Source organism: Pseudomonas sp. HLS-6 (assembly GCF_002753995.1).
Taxonomy (GTDB): Bacteria; Pseudomonadota; Gammaproteobacteria; order Pseudomonadales; family Pseudomonadaceae; genus Aquipseudomonas; species Aquipseudomonas defluvii.
In genome coordinates this window covers 3700774-3724448 of record NZ_CP024478.1, presented here as the reverse complement: position 1 = coordinate 3724448, position 23675 = coordinate 3700774, and the positions used below count along the sequence as shown (strand labels likewise).

At 61.0% G+C, this 23675-nt stretch carries 17 protein-coding genes and 4 tRNA genes; 17 read left to right on the top strand and 4 right to left on the bottom strand.

Annotated features, from left to right (window positions below; all coding sequences use genetic code 11):
• Both CS390_RS17390 and CS390_RS17385 read right to left on the bottom strand, forming a co-directional pair.
• Positions 1 to 1551 carry an MDR family MFS transporter gene (locus tag CS390_RS17390; RefSeq protein WP_099775451.1) on the bottom strand — a complete coding sequence of 517 codons (1551 nt, stop codon included), beginning with the start codon at positions 1549 to 1551 and terminating at the stop codon, positions 1 to 3.
• The gene (locus CS390_RS17385) at positions 1541 to 2596 is read right to left on the bottom strand and encodes an HlyD family secretion protein (RefSeq protein ID WP_065761488.1); all 1056 of its coding nucleotides are present in this window, start codon (positions 2594 to 2596) and stop codon (positions 1541 to 1543) included. The genes CS390_RS17390 and CS390_RS17385 overlap by 11 nt, the downstream gene beginning before the upstream one ends.
• Positions 2597 to 2740: 144 nt before the next feature.
• On the opposite strand from CS390_RS17385, the gene gltX reads away from it, so the two are divergent.
• The 10 genes from gltX to CS390_RS17335 all read left to right on the top strand — a co-directional run bounded on the left by gltX (position 2741) and on the right by CS390_RS17335 (position 8557).
• Positions 2741 to 4222 (top strand): glutamate--tRNA ligase, encoded by a 1482-nt coding sequence (gltX, locus tag CS390_RS17380; protein ID WP_099775450.1) that lies wholly within the window; start codon positions 2741 to 2743, stop codon positions 4220 to 4222.
• A 249-nt stretch (positions 4223 to 4471) separates the two neighbouring features.
• Positions 4472 to 4547 (top strand) — tRNA-Ala (locus CS390_RS17375).
• A 75-nt stretch (positions 4548 to 4622) separates the two neighbouring features.
• A tRNA-Glu gene (locus CS390_RS17370) sits at positions 4623 to 4698 on the top strand.
• 53 nt (positions 4699 to 4751) lie between these two features.
• Positions 4752 to 4827: transfer RNA gene (locus CS390_RS17365), tRNA-Ala, on the top strand.
• A gap of 44 nt (positions 4828 to 4871) precedes the next feature.
• Positions 4872 to 4947 (top strand) — tRNA-Glu (locus CS390_RS17360).
• 167 nt (positions 4948 to 5114) lie between these two features.
• A complete protein-coding gene (locus CS390_RS17355) occupies positions 5115 to 5654 on the top strand; it encodes a TetR/AcrR family transcriptional regulator (RefSeq protein ID WP_099775449.1) in 540 nt (179 codons plus the stop codon).
• Positions 5655 to 5675: 21 nt separating this feature from the next.
• Complete coding sequence (locus tag CS390_RS17350) at positions 5676 to 6509, top strand: S9 family peptidase (RefSeq protein ID WP_099775448.1); 834 nt, start codon at positions 5676 to 5678, stop codon at positions 6507 to 6509.
• Between the two features lie 44 nt (positions 6510 to 6553).
• On the top strand, positions 6554 to 6994 hold the full coding sequence (locus tag CS390_RS17345) for a thioesterase family protein (protein ID WP_065761957.1): 441 nt from the start codon (positions 6554 to 6556) through the stop codon (positions 6992 to 6994).
• Positions 6995 to 7043: 49 nt separating this feature from the next.
• A complete protein-coding gene (locus CS390_RS17340; protein WP_099775447.1) occupies positions 7044 to 8003 on the top strand; it encodes a tRNA-dihydrouridine synthase in 960 nt (319 codons plus the stop codon).
• A 110-nt stretch (positions 8004 to 8113) separates the two neighbouring features.
• Positions 8114 to 8557 carry an Hsp20 family protein gene (locus tag CS390_RS17335; RefSeq protein ID WP_099775446.1) on the top strand — a complete coding sequence of 148 codons (444 nt, stop codon included), beginning with the start codon at positions 8114 to 8116 and terminating at the stop codon, positions 8555 to 8557.
• Positions 8558 to 9989: 1432 nt separating this feature from the next.
• Here CS390_RS17335 and CS390_RS17330 read toward each other — a convergent pair.
• Positions 9990 to 13286, bottom strand: coding sequence for a PAS domain S-box protein (locus CS390_RS17330; RefSeq protein WP_099775445.1), 3297 nt, complete (start codon positions 13284 to 13286; stop codon positions 9990 to 9992).
• A 74-nt stretch (positions 13287 to 13360) separates the two neighbouring features.
• Positions 13361 to 14233: a LysR family transcriptional regulator gene (locus CS390_RS17325; RefSeq protein ID WP_065760964.1), complete on the bottom strand. Its 873-nt coding sequence runs from the start codon at positions 14231 to 14233 to the stop codon at positions 13361 to 13363.
• Positions 14234 to 14363: 130 nt separating this feature from the next.
• On the opposite strand from CS390_RS17325, the gene leuC reads away from it, so the two are divergent.
• The 7 genes from leuC (at position 14364) to CS390_RS17290 (ending at position 23634) form a co-directional block, all read left to right on the top strand.
• Positions 14364 to 15797, top strand: a complete 1434-nt coding sequence (leuC, locus tag CS390_RS17320) for a 3-isopropylmalate dehydratase large subunit (protein WP_065760965.1) — start codon at positions 14364 to 14366, stop codon at positions 15795 to 15797.
• Positions 15794 to 16438 carry a 3-isopropylmalate dehydratase small subunit gene (gene leuD, locus CS390_RS17315; protein ID WP_065760966.1) on the top strand — a complete coding sequence of 215 codons (645 nt, stop codon included), beginning with the start codon at positions 15794 to 15796 and terminating at the stop codon, positions 16436 to 16438. The genes leuC and leuD overlap by 4 nt, the downstream gene beginning before the upstream one ends.
• Positions 16439 to 16504: 66 nt before the next feature.
• Positions 16505 to 17272 carry a class I SAM-dependent methyltransferase gene (locus CS390_RS17310; RefSeq protein ID WP_099775444.1) on the top strand — a complete coding sequence of 256 codons (768 nt, stop codon included), beginning with the start codon at positions 16505 to 16507 and terminating at the stop codon, positions 17270 to 17272.
• A gap of 52 nt (positions 17273 to 17324) precedes the next feature.
• A complete protein-coding gene (gene leuB, locus CS390_RS17305; RefSeq protein WP_065760968.1) occupies positions 17325 to 18407 on the top strand; it encodes a 3-isopropylmalate dehydrogenase in 1083 nt (360 codons plus the stop codon).
• A gap of 70 nt (positions 18408 to 18477) precedes the next feature.
• Complete coding sequence (gene asd / locus CS390_RS17300; protein WP_099775443.1) at positions 18478 to 19590, top strand: aspartate-semialdehyde dehydrogenase; 1113 nt, start codon at positions 18478 to 18480, stop codon at positions 19588 to 19590.
• Positions 19591 to 19749: 159 nt separating this feature from the next.
• Positions 19750 to 20760, top strand: a complete 1011-nt coding sequence (locus tag CS390_RS17295; RefSeq protein WP_099775442.1) for an aspartate-semialdehyde dehydrogenase — start codon at positions 19750 to 19752, stop codon at positions 20758 to 20760.
• A 174-nt stretch (positions 20761 to 20934) separates the two neighbouring features.
• Positions 20935 to 23634, top strand: a complete 2700-nt coding sequence (locus CS390_RS17290) for a FimV/HubP family polar landmark protein (protein ID WP_099775441.1) — start codon at positions 20935 to 20937, stop codon at positions 23632 to 23634.
• Positions 23635 to 23675 lie beyond the last annotated feature (41 nt).

The following is a 23675-nucleotide window of genomic DNA, read 5'->3' as shown; positions in this document are numbered from 1 at the left end:
TCAGTGTGCTTCCCCGGCCTTGAGTCCTGCTGGCAGTTTACGTGTCAGCAGGACCGCCAGCATGCTGATTGCCAACCCGAGCCCAACCCAGTGGAACGCATCGTTGTAGGCCATGATTTGCGCCTGCTGATGGGTGATCTCGCTGAGCTTGCCCAATGCTGCGGTTTCACTGCCCAGCTTCTCCGCGAGCAACCCCAGGCGTTCGGCAACCTGCGGATTGCTGGGCACCAGTGATTCGCGCAAATAGTCGAAGTAGACCTTGGTGCGGGCGTCCAGCAAGGTTGCCAGCAGGGCAATGCCGATGGCACCCCCGAGGTTGCGCAGGATATTGAACAGGCTCGATGCCGAGCCCGCGTCCTGGGGCAGGATGTAAGCGGTAGCAATCAGCGAAATGGTCACCATGATCATCGGTTGGCCGAGGGCGCGGATGATCTGGATCTGGTTGAACTGACTGCCGGCAAAGTCCGGGTTCAGTACCCCGGAGCTGAAGCTGGCGATGCCGAACAGGGCAAAGCCCAGCGTGCAGAGGATTTTTGGCGAAATCACCTTCATCAATTGTGGAACCAGCGGAATCAGAAACAGCTGGGGGATGCCCATCCACATGATGACTTCACCGATCTGCAGGGCGTTGTAGTGCTGAATTTGCGCCAGGTACAGCGGCAGCAGGTAGACCGAGCCATACAAGCCAAAGCCCATGCCGAGGCTGGCAATACTGCACAGGCCAAAATTACGGTTGCCAAGGATGCGCAGGTTGATCAGCGGGTTGGGTTTGGAAAACTGCAGAATGACAAAGGTAATCAGGCTGAAGGTGGCGATGCTGAGCAGGCTGACGATCAGGCTCGATTCGAGCCAGTCTTTGCGGTGACCTTCCTCCAGGAAGACCTGCAGGCAGCCCAGGCCTATACCCAGGCTGACGATGCCTGCGTAGTCGGTGCTTTTTAGCAGCTCCCAGTGCGACGCCTTTTTCTCCAGGCCATAGAGCATGCCGGCAATCATCAGCAGCCCGGGCGGGATGTTGATATAGAAGATGTATTCCCAGCCCCAGTTTTCGGTCAGCCAGCCGCCCAGTGTCGGGCCGATGGAGGGCGCGAAGGTGGCGGTCATGGCAAACATGGCCATGCCCTTGGCGCGGTGGTGTTCCGGTAGCTTGATCAGGGTGAGGCTGAAAGCCAGCGGGATAAGTGCGCCGCCGGTGAAGCCCTGCATTGCACGAAAGATGATCATGCTTTCCAGGTTCCAGGCCATCGAACACAGCAAGGATGACCCCAGAAAGCCCAGCGATACCCAGGTCGCCAGGCGTCGAGCCGAAAGCAGTTGTACCAGCCACGCGGTGAGCGGAATCATGATGATTTCCGCGACCAGATACGAGGTGGAAATCCAGGAGCCTTCTTCCAGGGTCGCTGACAGCGCCCCCTGGATATCTTGGAGCGAGGCGTTGGTGATCTGGATGTCCAGCACCGCCATGAACGCGCCAAGCATCGCGCTCATGACGGCAATCCAGTCCCGTCGGCTCGGTTCGCCGATGGGGCGGATCAAGGCGTCACCGGCCATTGTCAGGGTTGCCGGTGCTGCGCAGGTCGACTGTGGCAGTGACAGACATGCCAGGCCGAATCTTGCCGTGCAGTGCGTTGTCTGGAGCGAAGGTCAGTTTCACCGGAATGCGCTGAACCACCTTGGTGAAGTTGCCAGTGGCGTTGTCCGGTGGCAGCAGGCTGAACTGGGCGCCAGAGGCTGCGAACAGACTGTCGATCCGGGCTTCGATCGGCGTATCCGGGTAGCTGTCGAAGCGCAGTTCGGCGCGCTGGCCGGGTTGCATCTTGCCGATCTGGGTTTCCTTGAAGTTGGCCTGAACCCAGATGTCCTGGTCTGGAACGATCGACAGCAGGTAGGCGCCGGCCTGCACATATTGGCCATTGCGCGCGGCACGTTGCCCGATAAAGCCGCTGATCGGCGCATGGATTTCGCTGCGCGTCAGGTTCAGTTCGGCCTGGGCCAGCTCGGCGCGGGCACTGGCGATCTGTGCGTCGAGGCGTTTGATCTCGGCACTGAGGGCGTTGACCTGTTGGCGCTGGCCCTGCAGGTCAGCCTGGGCCTTGCTCACCTGGGAACGTGCGACATGGCTTTCCGCTGACAGCGTGGTAACGCGCTCCTCCGAGACAAAACCGGGTTTACGCAGTGCTTCTGCCCGATTGAGGTCCAATTGGGTGCGCCCGAGCGTGGCTTCGTTGGCGGCAACCTGTGCTTGCCCTGCGGCGATCAGGCTGGCTTGTTGGGTCAGGCGGCTTTCGGCTTGCAAGCGCTCGGCCTCTCGTGTCGCGAGGTTGGCGCGAGCGTGTTCCACCGCCAGGTCGAAGTCGTCACGTTCCAGGCGAACCAGTACCTGGCCTTTCTCCACCCGTTGGTTGTCCTCGACCAGTACCTCGTCGATACGTGCGCCAAGTTGGCTGGAAATACGCGTGATTTCACCTTGAACATAGGCGTTGTCGGTGGTTTCGTAGAAGCGTCCCTTGAGGTACCAGTGCGCCAGGAAGGCGAGGGCGATGAGCAGAGCCAGCGTGAAGAAAATCAGCAGGCGACGTTTGAGTTGGGCAGGCATGGGTACGATCGTTCTAAAAATGTAAGCAGATTTAACAGCGTTTGGATCCGCTGGCACAAGTGACGATCGCGCCCATTGCTGGAGCCGAGTGCCCGCTCCCTGTTAACATCCAGCCTTTGTTTCATCTCTTGTTCGAGACTCTCAATGACCACCGTTCGCACGCGAATCGCGCCATCGCCGACTGGCGATCCCCATGTCGGCACCGCTTACATCGCCCTGTTCAACTACTGCTTTGCCAAGCAGCACGGCGGTGAGTTCATCCTGCGTATCGAAGATACCGACCAACTGCGATCGACCCGTGAGTCCGAGCAGCAGATCTTCGACGCCCTGCGCTGGCTCGGTATCGAGTGGAGCGAGGGGCCGGACGTCGGTGGCCCGCACGGCCCTTACCGGCAGAGTGAGCGTGGCGATATCTACAAGCAGTACGCTCAACAACTGGTCGACATGGGGCACGCCTTCCCGTGCTTCTGCACCGCCGAAGAACTGGACCAGATGCGTGCCGAGCAGATCGCGCGTGGCGAGACGCCGCGTTATGACGGTCGCGCCTTGCTGCTCTCGCCTGAGGAAGTACAGCGCCGTCTGGCCGCGGGCGAGCCTCACGTTATCCGCATGAAGGTACCGACCGAAGGTGTCTGCGTGGTGCCGGACATGCTCCGTGGCGACGTCGAAATCCCGTGGGACCGTATGGACATGCAGGTCTTGATGAAGACCGATGGCCTGCCGACCTACTTCCTGGCCAACGTCGTCGATGACCACCTGATGGGCATCACCCACGTCTTGCGCGGTGAAGAGTGGCTGCCCTCGGCACCGAAGCTGATCAAGCTCTATGAGTACTTCGGCTGGGAGCAGCCGGTGCTGTGCTACATGCCGCTGCTGCGTAACCCGGACAAGAGCAAGCTGTCCAAGCGCAAGAACCCGACCTCGGTGACGTTCTACGAGCGTATGGGCTTCATGCCCGAGGCCATGCTCAACTACCTGGGGCGCATGGGCTGGTCGATGCCGGACGAGCGTGAGAAGTTCTCCCTGGCCGAGATGGTCGAGCATTTCGATCTGTCGCGGGTTTCCCTGGGTGGGCCGATCTTCGATATCGAGAAGCTGTCCTGGCTCAACGGTCAGTGGTTGCGCGATCTGCCGGTCGAGGAGTTTGCTGCTCGCGTTCAGCAGTGGGCCTTCAACAGCGATTACATGATGAAGATCGCACCGCACGTGCAGGGCAGGGTGGAAACCTTCAGCCAGATCGCGCCACTGGGCGGGTTCTTCTTTGAAGGTGGTCTGAAGCTCGATGCGACGCTGTTCGAGCACAAGAAACTGTCCGCTGATCAGGTTCGTCAACTGATGCAGTTGATCCTGTGGAAACTGGAAAGCCTGCGTCAGTGGGAAAAGGATCGCATCACCGGCTGCATTCAGTCCGTGGTCGAGGCGTTGGAGCTTAAACTGCGCGATGCCATGCCGCTGATGTTTGCCGCGATTACCGGTCAGGCCAGTTCGGTCTCGGTGCTCGACGCCATGGAAATCCTTGGCCCGGACCTGACCCGCTACCGCTTGCGCCAGGCGCTGGACCTGCTGGGTGGTGTGTCGAAGAAAGAAAACAAGGAGTGGGAGAAGCTGTTCGCGTCCATCGCGTAAGCGTGCTGCCTTGCATAACGCCCCTGTGGCGCCGGCAACCCCGGCCTCACGGGGCGTACACCCCTGAATTACCGGGTGTTTTCCCGGTGAGGGCGGTAAGTGTTTGTTATCTCGGAAAAAAACTTTGGATTTTGTTGAAAATTTATTTGACAGGTCTTTGATCCGATCTTAATATGCGCCCCGTCCACAGCGATGAACGAAACGAAGCGCGAAGCACCCAGCCCAGCGATTCAGTTCAAAGCGACTTGTGGGGCTATAGCTCAGCTGGGAGAGCGCCTGCATGGCATGCAGGAGGTCAGCGGTTCGATCCCGCTTAGCTCCACCAATTTCCAGATTCGTAGTTGTTGTATAACTGCGAATACGATCAGGATGAAGTCTGATCGATTGGTAGAAGGGTTGCGTCCCCTTCGTCTAGTGGCCTAGGACACCGCCCTTTCACGGCGGTAACAGGGGTTCGAGTCCCCTAGGGGACGCCAGTTTTACACAAGCGATGTCGTAAGAGGTCGCTGCGCCGCGAGGCGAAAAATCTGGGGCTATAGCTCAGCTGGGAGAGCGCCTGCATGGCATGCAGGAGGTCAGCGGTTCGATCCCGCTTAGCTCCACCAATTTTGCCAGGATTCGTGAAAACGGATCTGCACGAAGGTTACATGTCCCCTTCGTCTAGTGGCCTAGGACACCGCCCTTTCACGGCGGTAACAGGGGTTCGAGTCCCCTAGGGGACGCCAATTTACCCGCTTTGCGGGATTTCAAGGCTCATTCGATTATTGAATGAGCCTTTTGTTTTTGTTCCGAAAAAAAAGTTTTAAGCCTGGCGCGATGAGCGGCGGGCTTTTTTGCTTGCCAAAAAATATTATGTATATAATATTTCGATCATAATATTTTGAGATGTGCCATGAACGACAAGAAGGCCAAGACCCGCGATCGGATTCTCGACGCCGCTTGCAGTGCGTTGATTCAGCACGGTCCGGTAGAGCCTAGCGTCAACCAGGTGATGGGGGCGGCTGGGCTTACCGTCGGTGGTTTTTATGCTCATTTCGAAAGCAAGGATGCGTTGATGCTCGAGGCCTTTCGCCAGTTGTTGGGCGAGCGTCGATCCTTGCTGGCACAGGTCGATCCGGCACTTGATGGTGAAGGCCGTCGGGCCCTGGTGGCGGCATTCTACCTGTCACGTAAGCACCGAGATGCGACCGAGCATGCATGCCCGCTGCCCACTTCCTTGAGCGAAATGACGCGCTTGCCCGACAGCTTCCGTCAGGTCCTGGCCGAGCACATCGAGCTGATGATGGTTCAACTGGCCGATCGTCCTGAGGACGCCGACAAGGTCCTGGCTGATCTGGCCTTGATGGTGGGTGGTCTGGCATTGGCGCGTGCGCTTGGTACCGATGAGCTGTCTGACCGTGTCCTGCGTGCCGCCAAGTCGGCGGTGATCTGATCGTGTAACAGGAGCAAAGCGATGAGCCGTTTGAGCTGGATTCGTGGTGTGAACGGTACCCTTGGCCGGCTGGTGCCTGAGCGTGTGGCGAGCACGATGCGCCAGGCCTTCATGACCCCGCGCAACCTGCCGCCCAAGGCCTGGGAGTTGCCGCTGCTGGCCAGTGCCGAGCGGATAACCCTGCGGTTCGGGCTTTCAGCACTGCGTTGGGGGCAGGGGCCAGCGGTACTGTTGATGCACGGCTGGGAAGGCAGGCCCACTCAGTTCGCGCATTTGATCCAGGCGCTGGTGGCGGCCGGGTATACGGTGGTGGCGCTGGATGGGCCGGCCCATGGCCATTCCCCTGGGCAGCAGGCGCATGTGGTGCTGTTCGCCCGAGCTTTGTTGGAAGCTGCCGCCGAGCTGCCACCGTTGCACGCGGTGATCGGGCACTCGATGGGCGGTGCCAGCGTGCTGCTGGCGTTGCAGTGGGGCTTGCGCGCTGATGCCGCGGTGAGTGTGGCAGCCCCGGCGCGTCTGCTTGAGGTGCTGCGAGGTTTTGCCCAGCATCTGGGCATGCCGTCGCGGGCGCGAGCCGCGTTCATTCGGCAGGTTGAGCGGGATGTCGGTGTGCAGGTGTCGCGGCTTGACGTTAACGGCTATCAGCTCGAGCTGCCCGGGTTGATCGTGCATGCGCAGAACGACGAGCGGATTTCGCCCAGTGAAGCACAGGTCATTCATGACGCCTGGTTTGACAGTCGCTTGTTGCTGTTGCCTGAGGGTGGGCATCAACGGGTGTTGTCCGCACCTCTGTTCATCGAGGCGGTATTGGCATTGCTTGAGCGCATTACCTTGGCGGCGCGCCAATCGGCCTGAGCATCCGTTACACTCTGTCGGTCTACCTAGCACCTGGAGCGGGCATGAGTTGGGATCTTGAAACACCATTCGTCATCGACCTGCGCGTTGGCGCAGAAGACATCGATGGCCTTGGTCATGCCAATAACGCGGTCTATGTGACCTGGCTGGAGCGTTGCGCCTGGCGCCATTCGCAGCGCCTGGGCCTGGATCTGGTCGAGTATCGGCGACTTGACCGGGCGATGGCTGTGGTTCGGCATGAAATCGATTACCTGGCCAGTGCGTATCAGGACGATGAGTTGCAGTTGGCGACCTGGATCGTCGATTGGGATCAGCGCCTGAAAATGACACGTCGTTTTCAGTTGGTGCGTCCCAGCGATGGCGCCACCTTGCTACGGGCGCAGACCACCTTTGTCTGCATCGAGTTGTCCACAGGCAAGCCTAAGCGCATGCCCGCAGAGTTTCTTGAGGGGTATGGTCAGGCGCTGATGGCCGGGGCCCGATAGACCCGGCTTTTTGCTAGACTGCGCGCCTTCTTCGCTCGAGACGCAACCTATGCAAATTGCCCTGGCCCCCATGGAGGGGCTGGTCGACAACATTCTGCGCGACGTCCTGACCCGGGTTGGCGGCATCGACTGGTGTGTCACTGAGTTCATTCGGGTCTGCGACCGTTTGTTGCCGGCTGCGCATTTCCACAAGATGGCGCCTGAGTTGGCCTTGGGTGCGCAAACCGCAGCCGGCGTACCGCTGCGCGTGCAATTGCTGGGTTCCGACCCGGTGTGCCTGGCCGAGAACGCCGCGTTGGCCTGTGAGCTTGGCGCGCCGGTGATTGACCTGAACTTTGGTTGCCCGGCCAAGACGGTGAACAAGTCGCGTGGCGGCGCAGTATTGCTCAAGGAGCCTGAGCTGCTGCACGCCATTGTTCGCGAGGTGCGGCGGGCAGTGCCGGCGCATATTCCGGTGACCTCGAAGATGCGCCTGGGTTTTGACAGCCCGGACGGTGCGCTTGACTGCGCCACGGCGCTGGCCGAAGGCGGTTCGGCGCACCTGGTGGTGCATGCGCGCACCAAGGTGGATGGCTACAAGCCGCCTGCCCATTGGGAGTGGGTGGCGCGGGTGCAGGACGTGGTCAAGGTGCCGGTGTTTGCCAACGGTGAGGTCTGGACCCTGGAAGACTGGCGACGTTGCCGTGAAATCAGTGGTGTCGAGGACATCATGCTGGGTCGTGGCCTGGTATCCCGGCCGGACCTGGCGCGGCAGATCGCCGCCGAGCGCGATCGGGTCGAATTTGTGCCGCTGGACTGGCAGGCGCTGATGCCGTTGCTCCAGGACTTCTGGCGCCAGGCCAGGGCCGAGCTGACGCCACGTGCGGCACCTGGGCGCCTGAAACAGTGGGTGGCGATGCTGACCCGTACCTACCCCGAAGCGACCGCGCTGTTCACCGAACTGCGCCGGGAAACCGACTGTGATCGCGTCGGGCAATTGCTCGGTATGCCGTTCACTGAGGCGGCCTGAAAAATTTTTCAGAGGGCGCTTGAAATCGTTTGTCGGGTCCACATCTAGGGAGTACGCGATGCCGAATTCGGGTCGCGTTGAATCCCTCGCTGATTATCAGGAGATGTACCATGACGACTGCTTTTTCTTTGGCTCCACTGTTCCGCCATTCCGTTGGTTTCGACCGTTTTAATGACCTGTTCGAGTCGGCGGCACGTAATGAAGCGGGTAGCAGCTACCCACCTTACAACGTGGAAAAGCATGGCGATGACCACTATCGAATCGTCGTTGCCGCTGCCGGCTTCCAAGAGCAGGACCTGGACCTGCAAGTGGAGAAAGGCGTCTTGACCGTTGTTGGCGGCAAGCGCGACAGCAACGCCGAAAGCGTGACCTACCTGCATCAGGGCATTGCCCAGCGGGCTTTCAAACTGTCGTTCCGGCTGGCCGACCATATTGAGGTCAAGGCCGCAGCCCTGGCCAACGGCCTGCTCAGCATCGACCTGCTGCGCATCGTTCCGGAAGAGGCCAAGGCCAAGCGTATCCCGATCAATGGGAACCAGCCTGCACTCAACTGAGTGCGCATGGCGATGAAAGGGGCGCCTCTGGGTGCCCTCACGCTGTACACGACCCCCCGCTTTTAGCGGGGGGTCGTTTTTTTAAGCCCCAGACATGCTGGCGCAGACACCCCACCGACAGAGCCCGCGCCAGCTGTAGGAGCGGGTCTTGCCCGCGATGCAGGCGCCGCGTACTTACAGGCACCCCACCGACGTCATCGCAGGCAAGCCAGCTCCAACAGAGCCCACGCAAGCTGTAGGAGCGGGTCTTGCCCGCGATACAGACGCCGCGAACTAACGGACACCGCGCCGAGGCCATCGCAGGCAAGCCTGCTCCAACAGAGCCCGCGCCAGCTGTAGGAAGCCGGGCTTGCCCGCGATGCAGACGCCGCGAACTCGCTGAGACCCCGCCGACGCCATCGCAGGCAAGCCAGCTCCAACAGAGCCCGCGCCAGCTGTAGGAGCCGGGCTTGCCCGCGATACAGACGCCGCGAACTCGCTGAGACCCCACCGACGTCATCGCAGGCAAGCCAGCTCCAACAGAGCCCACGCCAGCCTGTAGGAGCCGGGCTTGCCCGCGATGCAGACGCCGCGCACTCGCAGACACCCCACCGACGCCATCGCAGGCAAGCCAGCTCCAACAGGCCCGCGCAACCTGTAGGAAGCCGGGCTTGCCCGCGATGCAGACGCCGCGAACTCGCTGAGACCCCACCGACGTCATCGCAGGCAAGCCAGCTCCAACATGCCCCGCGCCAGCCTGTAGGAGCCGGGCTTGCCCGCGATGCAGACGCCGCGCACTCGCAGATACCCCACCGACGTCATCGCAGGCAAGCCAGCTCCAACAGGCCCCGCGCCAGCCTGTAGGAGCCGGGCTTGCCCGCGATGCAAACGCCGCGCACTCGCAGACACCCCACCGACGCCATCGCAGGCAAGCCAGCTCCAACAGAGCCCGCGCCAGCTGTGGGATTGGGTCTTGCCCGCGATACAGACGCCGCGCACTCGCAGACACCCCACCGACGCCATCGCAGGCAAGCCAGCTCCAACAGAGCCCGCGCCAGCTGTGGGATTGGGTCTTGCCCGCGATGCAGGCGCCGCGTACTCACAGGTACCGCGCCGAGGCCATCGCACGTAAGCCTGCTCCAACAGGGCCCGCGCCAGCCTGTAGGAGCCGGGCTTGCCCGCGATACAGACGCCGCGAACTCGCTGAGACCCCGCCGACGCCATCGCAGGCAAGCCAGCTCCAACAGAGCCCGCGCCAGCTGTAGGAGCCGGGCTTGCCCGCGATACAGACGCCGCGAACTCACAGGCACCGCGCTGAGGCCATCGCAGGCAAGCCAGCTCCAACAGAGCCCGCGCCAGCTGTGGGATTGGGGCTTGCCCGCGATGCAGGCGCCGCGTACTCACAGGCCCCGCGCCGAGGCCATCGCAGGCAAGCCTGCATCCCCCAGAGGCTTTAGCGATCCTCGGGGGCTTCCTGCAGCAGTTCGCGAAACTCGTTCAGCGGCAGTGGGCGGCTGTGCAGGTAACCCTGGTAGAGGTGGCAACCCAGCTGTTCAAGAAATTCCAGTTGCTCGGACAACTCCACCCCTTCGGCAATCACCGCCAGGTCCAGGCTGCGGGCCATGGCGACGATGGCGCGGACGATCTCGGCGTCGTTGGGGTCTACCGGCGCGTCGCGAACGAACGATTGGTCGATTTTCAGTGCATCAACCGGCAGTCGTTTGAGGTAGGTCAGTGACGAGTAGCCGGTACCGAAGTCGTCCATGGCGAAGCTGACGCCAAACGTCTTGAGTTCGCGCATTTTGTTGATGGTGTCTTCCAGGTTCTGGATCACGATGCCTTCGGTAATCTCCAGCTTGAGCATCCGGTAGGGCAGGCCATAGTCATCCAGGCTGCGGCGTATCCGCTCGACGAAGTCGTTCTGGCGGAACTGCCGTGGGCTGATGTTGACACACAGGCTGAACTCATCGGCATCGATCAGGCCGTCCTGCAGCATGTGCGCGCAGGCATCGCAGGCTTCGTCGAGAATCCAGCTGCCGACTTCAAGGATCAGGCCGCTTTCTTCCAGCACCTGGATAAACTGGCTGGGCGGTTGCTGGCCCAGTTGCGGGTGATGCCAGCGCAGCAAGACCTCGGCGCCGATGATGCGGTTATCGCGGGCGTCGACCTGCGGCTGGAAGTGCAGTGCCAGTTCACCCCGTGCCAGTGCAAGGCGCAGGTCATTCTCCATGCGCAGGCGCTCGCTTGCGGCCTTTTGCATGGTGTTGTGGAACAGTTGAGTGGTGTTGCGGCCCGAGTCCTTGGCGCGGTAGAGGGCGATGTCGGCGCGCTTGAGCAGGTCGGCTGGGGTCGATCCATGGTCGGGAATCAGTGCCACGCCAATGCTCGGGGTTACTTGCAGGCGTTGTCCGTCCAGTGACATCGGTTCCGCCAGCAGTGCTCGCAGGGTGTCGGCCAGGCTACGAACCTTGTCTTCGACCTCTTCACGGCTACCTTCCAGGCCGCTGATCAGGACAACGAATTCGTCCCCGCCGAGCCGCGCCACGGTGTCTTCCAGGCGCACGCTGGCCTCCAGGCGAGCGGTGATGATTTTCAGTACGGTATCGCCCACCGGATGGCCCAGCGAGTCGTTGATGTGCTTGAAGTGGTCCAGGTCGAGGAACAGCAGGGCGCCGCGCAGGTTGTGACGTTTGAGCAAGGCGATCTGTTGGCTCAGGCGGTCCATCAGCAAGGCACGGTTTGGCAAATTGGTCAGCGAGTCGTGATAGGCCAGGTGGCGAATCTGCGCCTGGGCGTTTTTCAGTTGGCTGACATCGCGTGCGGTCAGCAGCAGGCACTCGGCTTCATTGAGCGTGATGGGTTCTACCGACACTTCCAGGGTGAGCACTTCACCGCGCTTGTTGCGCCCGAGCATTTCTCGATGGTGGACCCGTCCTTTTTCCTGCAGTTCGGCAAGCAGTGCTGCCCGTTGTTTGTCGTCAGCCCAGACACCGATCTCCAGGGATGTGCGGCCAATGACTTCGGTGGCTTTGTGGCCGGTCAAACGGCAGAAACCGTCGTTCACCTCCAGGTAGCGGCCGCTCTCGCGTTCGGTGATGGTGATCGCGTCGGGGCTTGAGTGGAAGGCTTTGGCGAATTTTTCTTCGCTGGCTTTCAGCGCGGCTTCGGCGCGTTGTTGCTGAGTAATGTCACGCAGGGTGGTAACGCTGCACGGCTCATTGTCGACCTTGATCAGGCGGCTGGAGATTACGCAGGTCAAGGGGTGGCCATCCTTATGGTTGACCAGCACGGCGACATTGTTCAGGGCCTGATCGCGAATAACCTGTTCAATACGCTTGGCCCGTTCGCTCGACTCGGCCCACAGGCCGATCTGTTCGGCGGTGCGCCCGAGTACTTGTTTGGCTTGCCAGCCAAAGGTCTGGGTAAAGGCCGGGTTGATCTCGAAGAATTGACCGCTGTCCTGGCGGGTTACGCAAATCGGGTCTGGGCTGGCCTGGAACAGGCTGGCGAATTTTTCTTCCGAGCTGGTCAGGCGCTGCTCGCGTTCGACCTGTTCGGTAATGTCCAGCAGGGTGCCGGCCATGCGCAGAGGATTACCCTGTTCGTCGCGGTAGAGGCGCGCGCGGCTCTCGATGTAGCGCGACGTACCATTTTCCAGCTGTATACGGTAGGTGATCTGGTAGTTGCCGGCTGGGCCTTCGCGCAGGCTGCGATAGGCCTGGCGCATGCTGCTGCGTTCTTGTTCGGGCACGCCTTCGAAGAAGGCTTCGAAAGACTCATGGAACGGTACGGGATCAAGGCCGTGCAACTGTGCGGCGCGGGCTGATCCATAGAGCATGCCGCTGGGAATGTGCCAGTCCCAGGTACCCAGTTGCGCGGAGTCCAGCGCCAGATCCAGGCGCTCCTGGCTGTCCTTGAGCGCCTGTTCGGCACGTTTGCGTTCAGTGGTGTCGACAAAGGTGCTGAGCAGGTAGGCGACACCCTCCATCTCGATGCCCTGGGTGCTGAGTATGCCGTCATGGATTTGTCCGCTGCCTGCACGAAACTGCACTTCCAGGGTGACGGGGTCGCTGGTGTTGCGGGTGGCCTCCAGGACCTGATGGCGTTGCTGTGGATTGACCCACAGGCCCAGCTCCAGTGTGGTCTTGCCGATCACCTGGTGGCAGGGCCAGTCCAGGGTTTTCTCAAAATGCTGATTGGCTTCATAGATCTGACCGTCGATGCGTCGGGTCAGCAGGATCACGTTGGGACTGAGGTGGAACAGGGTGGCGAAGCGCTTCTCGGAGTTGATCAGCGCCGCTTCCCGCTCGCGCTGGCGAGTAATCTCGCGTATGACCCCGATCATCTGTGGCTTGCCCTGTTTGTCATGGGTCAGGCTACCGTTGATCTCCAGCCAGTGAACGCTGCCGTCCGGCCAGCGGATGCGATGGCGCAAGGCTTGGTCCTGCGGCTCGCCCGCCATTACCGCATAAAAGGTCTGCAGGGTGCGGGCGCGGTCTTCCACGGGCAACAGCTCGAGATAGTCGAGGTCGTTGGGCAGTGGCTGCTGCGGGTCAAAACCGAACAGTGCCTGTGTTCCGCGTGACCAGCTCAGGCGTCCGCTTTCCACATCCCAGAACCAGGCGCCCAGGTGCGCGCAGTTGAGAGCGGCCAGCAATTGTGTGGCGCTTTCCCAGGTCTGCTCGGATTCCCGAGGGTCGGCGGCGTGTATACGGGGCAGGCGCGGAAACCGGTTTGCTGATTTGGGCATCGATACCAGACCTTTGGCGAGTAACACATCCTTTGGATCAGAGCCTTCTGTAAGCGTTCAGCCAGGGCTCAAGGTCATACTGCATGGCTGTCGAGCAAAGCCATGAAGGCTTTGGCGGCATTCGATAACGTTCGCTCAGTGTGCAGAATGTAGCCTAGTTGTCGCGACAGTTGTATGCCTGGCAACGCGATGGATGCGACCTGATCATCGAGCATAGTACGTGGCAGCACACTCCACGCCAGCCCGATGGACACCATCATCTTGATGGTTTCCAGGTAGTTGGTGCTCATGGCGATGTTGGGGGTAAGGCCCTGCGCTTCAAACAGGCGCTGAACGATATGGTGGGTGAAGGTGTTGCCGCCGGGGAAAACCGCTGGGTGGTGTGCGATATCGGCCAGGCTTACCGCGCCCTTGCGTGCCAGCGGGTGTTCGGGTGCGGCGACGAAGTCCAGTGGGTCGTCCCAGACGGGCACGGCGCGAACCAGGGCGTGAGGCTCGGGCGCGAGGGTGATGACGGCGATTTCGGCGCGGCCATGAAGAATTTCTTCATAGGCCACTTCCGAGTCGAGGAACTGAATATCCAGTGCGACGGACGGGTAGGCTCGGGTAAAGGCTCGCAGCAATGGCGGCAAACGGTGCAGGCCGATGTGATGGCTGGTGGCCAGAGTCAGGCGGCCGCTGACTTCCCCAGTCAGGTTGGTCAAGGCGCGGCGGGTGTCGTCCAGCACGTTGAGGATCTGGTAGGCCCGCGGCAGCAGCGCACGCCCGGCCTCGGTCAGGTTCACTTCGCGACCCAGGCGGTCGAACAGCCGTACGTCCAATTGTTGCTCAAGCCCGGCAATGCGTTTGCTGACGGCCGGCTGGGTCAGGTGCAGGCGTTCGCCGGCAGCGGAAAAGCTCCCGGTTTCGGCGATGGCAATAAAAGCATTGAGGTTGGCCAGGTCCACTACTCGGATTCCTTTTGGTTATCCAAAGTATAAAAATTATGAATTTGAGTTATTCAATCTAACCTCATAGCATCGTCCGTACAAGCCAAGTGGTTATTGGCATAGAAAGACGCTGATGAGGAACAGTCTGATGGCCGGCAAAACGCTCTACGACAAGCTCTGGGATTCGCATTTGGTCAAGCAGCGCGACGATGGGTCGGCGCTGATCTACATCGATCGTCACATCATTCACGAAGTGACGTCGCCGCAAGCCTTCGAAGGCCTGCGTCTGGCCAATCGCAAACCCTGGCGCATCGATGCCAACATTGCCACGCCTGACCATAACGTGCCGACCACGCCTGAGCGCAAGGGCGGCATCGAGGCCATCGTCGACCAGGTGTCGCGCCTGCAGGTGCAGACCCTCGATGAAAACTGCGACGAGTATGGCATCGTCGAGTTCAAGATGAATGATGTGCGCCAGGGCATTGTCCATGTGATCGGCCCGGAGCAGGGCGCGACCCTGCCAGGCATGACCGTGGTTTGCGGCGATTCGCACACCTCCACCCACGGTGCTTTCGGTGCCTTGGCCCATGGTATTGGCACCTCCGAGGTCGAACACGTACTGGCTACCCAGTGCCTGGTCGCCAAGAAAATGAAGAACATGCTGGTGCGTGTCGAAGGCCAATTGCCGTTCGGTGTGACTGCCAAGGACATCGTGCTGGCCGTGATCGGCAAGATCGGTACCGCTGGCGGTAACGGCCATGCCATCGAGTTCGCCGGTAGCGCGATTCGTGACCTGTCTGTCGAAGGGCGCATGACCATCTGCAACATGGCCATTGAAGCCGGTGCCCGTGTCGGTCTGGTCGCTACCGATGAGAAGACGGTCGAGTATGTGAAGGGCCGCCCGTATGCGCCGAAAGGCGAGCAGTGGGCGCTCGCGGTCGAAGCCTGGAAAGATTTGGTTTCCGATGCTGATGCTGTGTTCGACACCGTCGTCGAACTGGACGCAGCGCAGATCAAGCCGCAAGTCAGCTGGGGCACCTCGCCGGAAATGGTCCTTGCTGTCGATCAGCGCGTACCGGATCCGGCTGCCGAGGCCGATCTGGTCAAGCGCGGTTCCATCGAGCGGGCCCTGAAGTACATGGGCTTGCAGGCCAACCAGGCGATCACCGACATCCAGCTTGATCGCGTATTTATCGGTTCCTGCACCAACTCGCGGATCGAAGACTTGCGTGCCGCCGCTGAAATTGCCAAGGGCCGCAAGGTTGCCTCGACCATCAAGCAGGCGATCGTTGTGCCCGGCTCGGGCCTGGTGAAAGCCCAGGCCGAGCAGGAAGGCCTGGACAAGATCTTCCTTGAAGCCGGTTTTGAATGGCGTGAGCCAGGGTGCTCGATGTGTTTGGCGATGAACCCGGACCGTCTGGAGTCGGGCGAGCACTGTGCGTCGACCTCCAACCGTAACTTCGAGGGCCGTCAGGGTGCTGGCGGACGTACCCATCTGGTCAGCCCGGCAATGGCCGCGGCCGCCGCCGTTACCGGTCGTTTTGTCGATGTACGCGAGTTGATTCAAGGGAGCGCAGCATGAAAGCCTTTACCCAGCATACCGGCCTTGTCGTCCCGTTGGACCGTGCCAACGTCGACACCGACCAGATCATTCCCAAGCAGTTCCTGAAGTCGATCAAACGCACCGGTTTCGGCCCGAATCTGTTCGACGAGTGGCGTTACCTGGATGTCGGTCAGCCTTACCAGGACAACAGCAAGCGCCCGGTAAACCAGGATTTCGTGCTCAACCATGAGCGCTATCAGGGTGCCAGTGTGCTGCTGGCGCGGGAAAACTTCGGTTGCGGTTCCAGCCGTGAGCACGCGCCGTGGGCGCTTGAGGAATATGGTTTCCGTACCATTATTGCGCCGAGCTATGCCGACATCTTCTTCAACAACAGCTTCAAGAACGGCTTGCTGCCGATCATCCTCAGCGATGAGGAAGTCGACGCACTGTTCAAGCAGGTTGAAGCGGCGCCAGGTTATCAGTTGACGGTCGATTTGCAGTCGCAGACCGTCACCCGTCCCGATGGCAAGGTGTTGAGCTTCGAGATCGACGCGTTCCGCAAGCATTGCCTGCTCAATGGCCTGGACGATATCGGCCTGACCCTGCAGGACCGTGATGCCATCGCGACGTTCGAAGCCAAGCATCGCGCCAGCCAGCCTTGGCTGTTTCGTGACGCCTGATTGCTGTATTGAGTTTGTCGAGGCTATCGCTGGCACTGCCGGCGATAGGGCCCAGGAGATCTGCCGATGACCCGCAGCACCGTTCACACTGAAGTCGTCCAGCGCCAGTTCGGCGAACAGGCTGCCGCCTACCTGAGTAGCGCCGTGCATGCCCAAGGTACCGAATTTTCGCTGTTGCAGGCCGCGTTGCGCGACCAGGGCAGTGCGCGTGTACTGGACCTGGGCTGCGGCGCCGGGCATGTGAGTTTTCACGTCGCACCGTTGGTGGCTGAGGTAGTCGCCTACGACCTGTCGCAGCAGATGCTCGACGTGGTGGCAGCCGCGGCCACTGAACGTGGCCTGGGCAATATCGTTACCGAGCGTGGTGCGGCCGAACGCCTGCCGTTTGCCGATGCCTCGTTCGATTTCGTGTTCAGCCGTTACTCGGCGCACCACTGGAGCGATTTGGGCCTGGCGTTGCGTGAGGTGCGTCGTGTGTTGAAACCGGGCGGGGTTGTGGCATTCATTGATGTCATGTCGCCTGGCAGCCCGTTGCTCGATACCTACCTGCAAACCGTGGAAGTGCTGCGTGACACCAGTCACGTGCGTGACTACTCGGCCGCCGAGTGGCTGCAGCAGGTCAGTGAAGCCGGCTTGTTCACGCGCAGCCACACCCGTCAGCGTTTACGTCTCGAGTACACCTCGTGGGTGGAACGCATGCGTACCCCTGAGCCGATGCGTGCGGCCATACGCCAATTGCAGCAGGCAATGGGCGAGGAAGTGCGGCAGTATTACCAGATTGAAGCTGATGGCTCCTTCAGCACCGACGTGCTGGTACTGTGGGCCGAGCGCTAGTTTTTTGGGTGGGCCTGTGTCGGCACACCGCTTGAATTGAATAGAGGAAAGCATGAGCAAGCAGATTCTGATTCTCCCAGGTGACGGTATTGGTCCGGAAATCATGGCCGAAGCGGTCAAGGTGCTGGAGCTTGCCAACGACAAGTTCCAACTGGGCTTCAGCCTTGAGCACGATGTGATCGGTGGCGCGGCCATCGACAAGCATGGCGTGCCGCTGGCCGACGAAACCCTGGAGCGTGCGCGCAAGGCTGACGCCGTGCTGCTGGGCGCTGTCGGTGGGCCGAAATGGGACAAGATCGAGCGTGACATTCGCCCTGAGCGTGGCCTGCTGAAGATCCGTTCGCAGCTCGGTCTGTTTGGCAACCTGCGCCCGGCGATCCTCTATCCGCAACTGGCGGACGCCTCGTCGCTGAAGCCTGAAATCGTCGCTGGCCTGGACATCCTCATCGTTCGCGAGCTGACCGGTGGTATCTATTTCGGCGCCCCGCGCGGCACCCGTGAGCTGGAAGGTGGTGAGCGTCAGGCCTATGACACCCTGCCATACAGCGAGAGTGAAGTGCGTCGTATCGCCCGTGTGGGCTTTGACATGGCACGCGTGCGCGGCAAGAAGCTCTGCTCGGTCGACAAGGCCAACGTGCTGGCTTCCAGCCAACTGTGGCGTGAAGTGGTCGAGCAGGTGGCCAAGGATTACCCGGACGTCGAGCTCAGCCACATGTACGTCGACAACGCGGCCATGCAACTGGTTCGTGCGCCCAAGCAGTTCGACGTGATCGTCACCGACAACATGTTTGGCGACATCCTGTCGGATGAAGCTTCCATGCTCACCGGCTCTATCGGCATGCTGCCTTCAGCGTCGCTGGATGCCAACAACAAGGGTATGTATGAGCCTTGCCACGGCTCGGCACCGGACATCGCCGGGCAGGGTATTGCCAACCCTCTGGCGACTATCCTGTCGGTCTCGATGATGCTGCGTTACAGTTTCAATCAGACAGCAGCGGCCGATGCCATTGAAAAGGCAGTGAGCCTGGTGCTGGATCAAGGCCTGCGTACGGGCGACATCTGGTCGGCAGGTTGCAACAAGGTGGGTACGCAGGAAATGGGCGACGCAGTAGTCGCAGCGCTGCGGAATCTGTAATCTCTCTGGCCCGCTGCCGATTTTTTCCCTTTAAGGCAGCGGCCCACTTTTTAGCAAAGGTGTAGTTGCGATGAAACGTGTAGGTCTGATCGGTTGGCGCGGTATGGTCGGTTCCGTGCTCATGCAGCGGATGCTGGAAGAGCAGGATTTCGATCTGATCGAGCCGGTGTTCTTCACCACCTCCAATGTGGGTGGACAAGGTCCGGCAGTGGGCAAGGAAATTGCCCCTCTCAAGGATGCTTACAGTATTGAAGAGCTCAAGACCCTCGACGTCATCCTGACCTGTCAGGGTGGCGACTACACCAACGAGGTGTTCCCAAAGCTGCGTGAAGCCGGCTGGCAGGGTTACTGGATCGATGCCGCTTCCAGCCTGCGCATGCAGGACGACGCGGTCATCGTGCTGGATCCGGTCAACCGCAAGGTGATCGACCAGCAACTGGATGCCGGTACCAAGAACTACATCGGTGGCAACTGCACCGTCAGCCTGATGCTGATGGGCCTGGGCGGGCTGTTTGAGGCTGGTCTGGTCGAGTGGATGAGCGCCATGACCTACCAGGCCGCGTCCGGTGCCGGTGCACAGAACATGCGTGAGCTGATCCGTCAGATGGGCGCTACCCATGCTGCCGTTGCCGACGACCTGGCCAACCCGGCCAGTGCCATTCTCGATATCGACCGCAAGGTTGCCGAGGCCATGCGCAGCGATGCTTACCCGACCGAGAACTTCGGTGTGCCGCTGGCTGGCAGCCTGATCCCCTGGATCGACAAGGAACTGCCAAACGGCCAGAGCCGTGAGGAATGGAAAGCACAGGCCGAGACCAACAAGATCCTGGGTCGCTTCAAGAGCCCGATTCCGGTCGACGGTATCTGCGTGCGCATCGGCGCCATGCGCTGCCATAGCCAGGCACTGACCATCAAGCTGAACAAGGATGTGCCGATCGCCGATATCGAAGGCATGATCAGCCAGCACAATCCGTGGGTGAAGCTGGTGCCTAACCAGCGTGAAATCAGCATGCGTGAGCTGAGCCCGACCAACGTTACCGGCACCTTGAATATCCCGGTGGGTCGTCTGCGCAAACTGAACATGGGCTCCCAGTACCTGGGCGCGTTCACCGTGGGTGACCAACTGCTGTGGGGTGCTGCCGAGCCGCTGCGCCGCATGCTGCGGATCCTGCTGGAGCGTTGATCAGCTTCTGTAGCTGACACCGAAACCCGCGCTGTCTGACAGCGCGGGTTTTTTGTTTTCAGTCACACCGGTCGAGGTTGCTTCCTGCCCGCTTGAGGTGTCCCTTGGGGCAGAATCCAAGTAAAGTGCCGCTCCCGCCGTACCCGCAGAGGATTTTTCATGAGCCAACCCATCAATATTGCCGTGATCGGCGCCACCGGAACGGTCGGCGAAACCCTTGTGCAGATTCTTGAAGAGCGCGATTTTCCGCTGGGTACGTTGCACCTGTTGGCGAGCATCGAGTCGGCCGGCAGCTCGGTGGCCTACCGTGGCAAGAACCTGCGCGTGCGCGAGGTGGATGCGTTTGATTTCAGTCAGGTCCAGTTGGCGTTCTTTGCCGCCAGCCCGGCCGTGACCCTGAGTTTTGCGCCGCGAGCACAGGCCGCCGGGTGTGCGGTGATCGACCTGTCCGGCGCCTTGTCGGCCGAGCAGGCGCCTGCCGTCGTGCCAGAAGCCAATGCCGCCCTGATTGCCGGCCTGGCCTCGCCCAAGCAACTGCGTAGCCCGAGTGCCGCCGCGGTGGCGCTGGCGGTGGCATTGGCACCGCTCAAGGGTTTGCTGGAGCTGGAGCGTGTGCAACTGACCGCGTGCCTGGCGGTTTCGGCCCAGGGGCGTGAGGCGGTCAACGAACTGGCTCGCCAGACGGCTGAGCTGCTCAATGCACGTCCACTGGAGCCACGCTTCTTCGACCGGCAGATGGCCTTCAATCTACTGGCTCAGGTCGGTGCCAGTGATGATGCGGGGCACGGTGTGCTGGAGCGTCGTCTGGTGGCCGAGCTGCGTGAGCTGCTGGATTTGCCTTTGCTCAAGATTTCCGTGACCTGCGTTCAAGTCCCGGTGTTTTTTGGCGATAGCTACAGTGTGTCGTTGCACAGTCGTACGGCGGTTGATCTGGCGGCGGTCAATGCTGCATTGGAGTCGGCAGAGGGCGTGGAGCTGGTCGATGCCGGTGACTATCCAACGCCGGTCGGTGACGCGGTGGGGCAGGATGTGGTCTATGTAGGGCGGGTGCGTGGAGGTATCGACGAAGCCGAGCAACTCAACCTGTGGCTGACTACGGACAATGTGCGCAAAGGCGCGGCCTTGAACGCAGTGCAACTGGCGGAATTGTTGATAAAAGACCTTGCGTAAAAGATACTTGGCAACACTTTGCATAAAGATTCTGGATTGCTGGAAGTGAGCGGCCCCTGGGCGCTTGCGGGGCAGGTTGCAAACATGGCTCGCAGCTCAATGCCGGTCGATGCCCAAGGGCAGTTTTTCACTTCTTCTCGGTTGCCGGGGAAGGCTCACACAAAGGATGAGGTCATGCTTCGAATTCGCAAACTGGTGTTAGCAATAGCTGCCGCGTCGGCGCTGTCGTCCGGTATGGCGCATGCCCTTGGCTTGGGCGAGCTGACCCTCAAGTCGGCGCAGAACCAACCGCTGTATGCCGAAATCGAATTGCTCGATGTGCGTGACCTGACCGCTGCCGAAATCGCGCCGAGCCTGGCACCGAACGAAGAGTTCGCCAAGGCCGGTGTGGAGCGCCTGGGCTACCTCAATGACCTGACGTTCACGCCGGTGATCAATCCGGCCGGCAAAAGTGTGCTGCGGGTGACCTCCAGTCAGCCGCTGCCGGCACCGATGGTCAAGTTCCTTGTTCAGGTCATGTGGCCCAACGGGCGCTTGCTGCGTGACTACAGCGTACTGATCGATCAGGCGAAGTTCTCGCCCCAGTCGGCGCAGGCGGCTGCAGTGACCCCTGCGGTGACCGCGCCGGCACGCTACACCACGGTTCGCCGTGACACCTTGTGGGAAATTGCCGCCAAGGCGCGTCAGGGTGGTTCGGTGCAGCAGACCATGCTGGCTATCCAGGCCCTGAACCCGGATGCGTTCATCAATGGCAACATCAATCAGCTCAAGACGGGCCAGGTGTTGCGCCTGCCCGACGCCCAGCAGATTCAGAGCACACCCCAGCCGCAGGCCGTGAAGGAAGTGGCCGAGCAGTATGCGGCCTGGCGTGAGGGGCGCCGTCTGGGCCCGCGCGCGCGTCAACTGGACGCCACGCACCGCGTCAAGGCTCAGGCTGCACCCGCCCGTATCGTCAAGCAGGACAACCTGCGTCTGGTGACGCCTGGCGCCAAGGGTGCTTCGGGCAACAAGGCGCTGGCTGACAAGCTGGCAACCACTCAGGAAAGCCTCGACACCAGCCGCCGCGATAACGCCGAGCTGAAAGAGCGCATGGCGGACCTGCAAAGCCAGCTGGACAAGCTTCAGCGCCTTATTCAGTTGAAAAATGATCAATTGGCCCGGCTTGAAGCTCAGGCTGCAGCTGCTCCAGAGCCTGCAGCGAATGCGGCGCCGGAGCAGCCGGTGATTGCTGCACAATTGCAGCCGGCGGCGACCAACCCTGTCGTCACGCCTGCGCCCGCTACGACCGATGCCGCGCCCGCGCCGGTAGAGTCGCAGGCAGCCAAGACTTCGCTGGATGATCTGTTGGGCAATCCGCTGCTGCTGGCACTGATCGCAGGCTCGGCGTTGCTGGTGTTGCTACTGCTTTTGCTGTTGTTGGCGCGTAAGCGCAAGGCCCAGCAGGAGGCGGAAAAGCACCTGCGCATGGCACGTGCACTGGCTGAAGAGTCCGAGTTGGGGCCTGACCTGGACCTGCCGGAAAGCAGCTTCGAGGGGCTGGAAGTGTCGGCGCCAAGCGTCAAGCTGGCTCCTGCCGTGGTGGCTGCATCCGCAGCGGCGGCCACGGCCGCTGAACAGGCGCCGGTAGAGCCTGCGCCGAAAGCCGTTGAGCCGAAGCCAGTGGTGAAGGCTGCTCCAGTGGTTGAGGATGAGCCAGAGTTGGTCGCTGAGCCCGAAATTGTGGCTGAGCCAGTAGACCCCCTGTTGGCTGAGGTTGACTTGAGCATTGCGCGTGGTCGTTTGAACCATGCTGCCGAGTTGCTTGAACCAGCGGTTGAACAAGCGCCGCAGCGCAGCGATCTGCGTTTGAAATTGATGGAAGTCTACGCGCGCCAAGGTGATCGCGATGCCTTTACCGGTCATGAGCGTCAACTGATCGCCACGGGGCAGAATCACGCCGATGTTGAAGCGCTGAAGAGCCGCTTCCCGGCGATGGTCGCCCTTGCAGGTGGTGCGGCTGCCCTTGCTGCAGAACTGGACGCACAGTACGTCAAGGAACTGCTCCAGGATGAGTCACCGGCCGAGGTTGCGCCGCAGGTGCCTGAGGATGACCTGGGTGATGCCTTTGACCTGAGCCTGGATGATCTGGAGGGGTTGGACCTGGCGGATGCCACGGGTGTCGAAGAGGCCGTTGTGCCGGAGTTGACCGAGCAGGTAGCTGCGCACACTGAAGATGATCTGAGCTTTGATTCGGTGCTGCAGGAGCAGGTGGCCGCACCGCAGGTACCTGAACCAACGCCGCAGCCTGAGCCTGAGCCTGAGCCTGAGCCTGAGCCTGCAGCAGTGCCTGAAGTGGTTGTCGAAGCTGAACCCGAGCCCGAGCCACTGGATGACCTGGCTGATTTCGACCTGGATGTGGGTGATCAGCCATCGCCTTCGGTCGCCCAGGCGCCTCGGGATATCGAGGCTGAACTGGCGGCATTTGATGAGTCGCTAGGGCTTGAAGCCGACCTGCCAGAGCTTTCAGGCTTGGGTGATCTGGACTTCCCTGATGATTTCGACCTGAGCGTGTCGGGGGATTCGGATGCGGCTTCCGCCAGCTTTGCGTCCGAGCTGGAGGACGTCAATGCCGAGCTCGACAAGCTGTCGCAGGGTTTCGAGCTGCCGCCGGTCGCGCCGCGGTTTACCGCTGAAGATGCCGCCAGTCTGAATGACGAACCCGAGTTCGACTACCTGGCTGGCACCGATGAGGTAGCGACCAAGCTGGATCTGGCTCGGGCGTATATCGACATGGGCGACAATGAAGGTGCTCGCGATATTCTTGATGAAGTGGTCAAGGAGGGTGATCAGGAGCAGCGCCGCGAAGCCAGCGAAATGCGTTCGCGACTGGCCTGAGTCTTTTCCTGCAAGTCCAACGGCAGCCCTGGTGGCTGCCG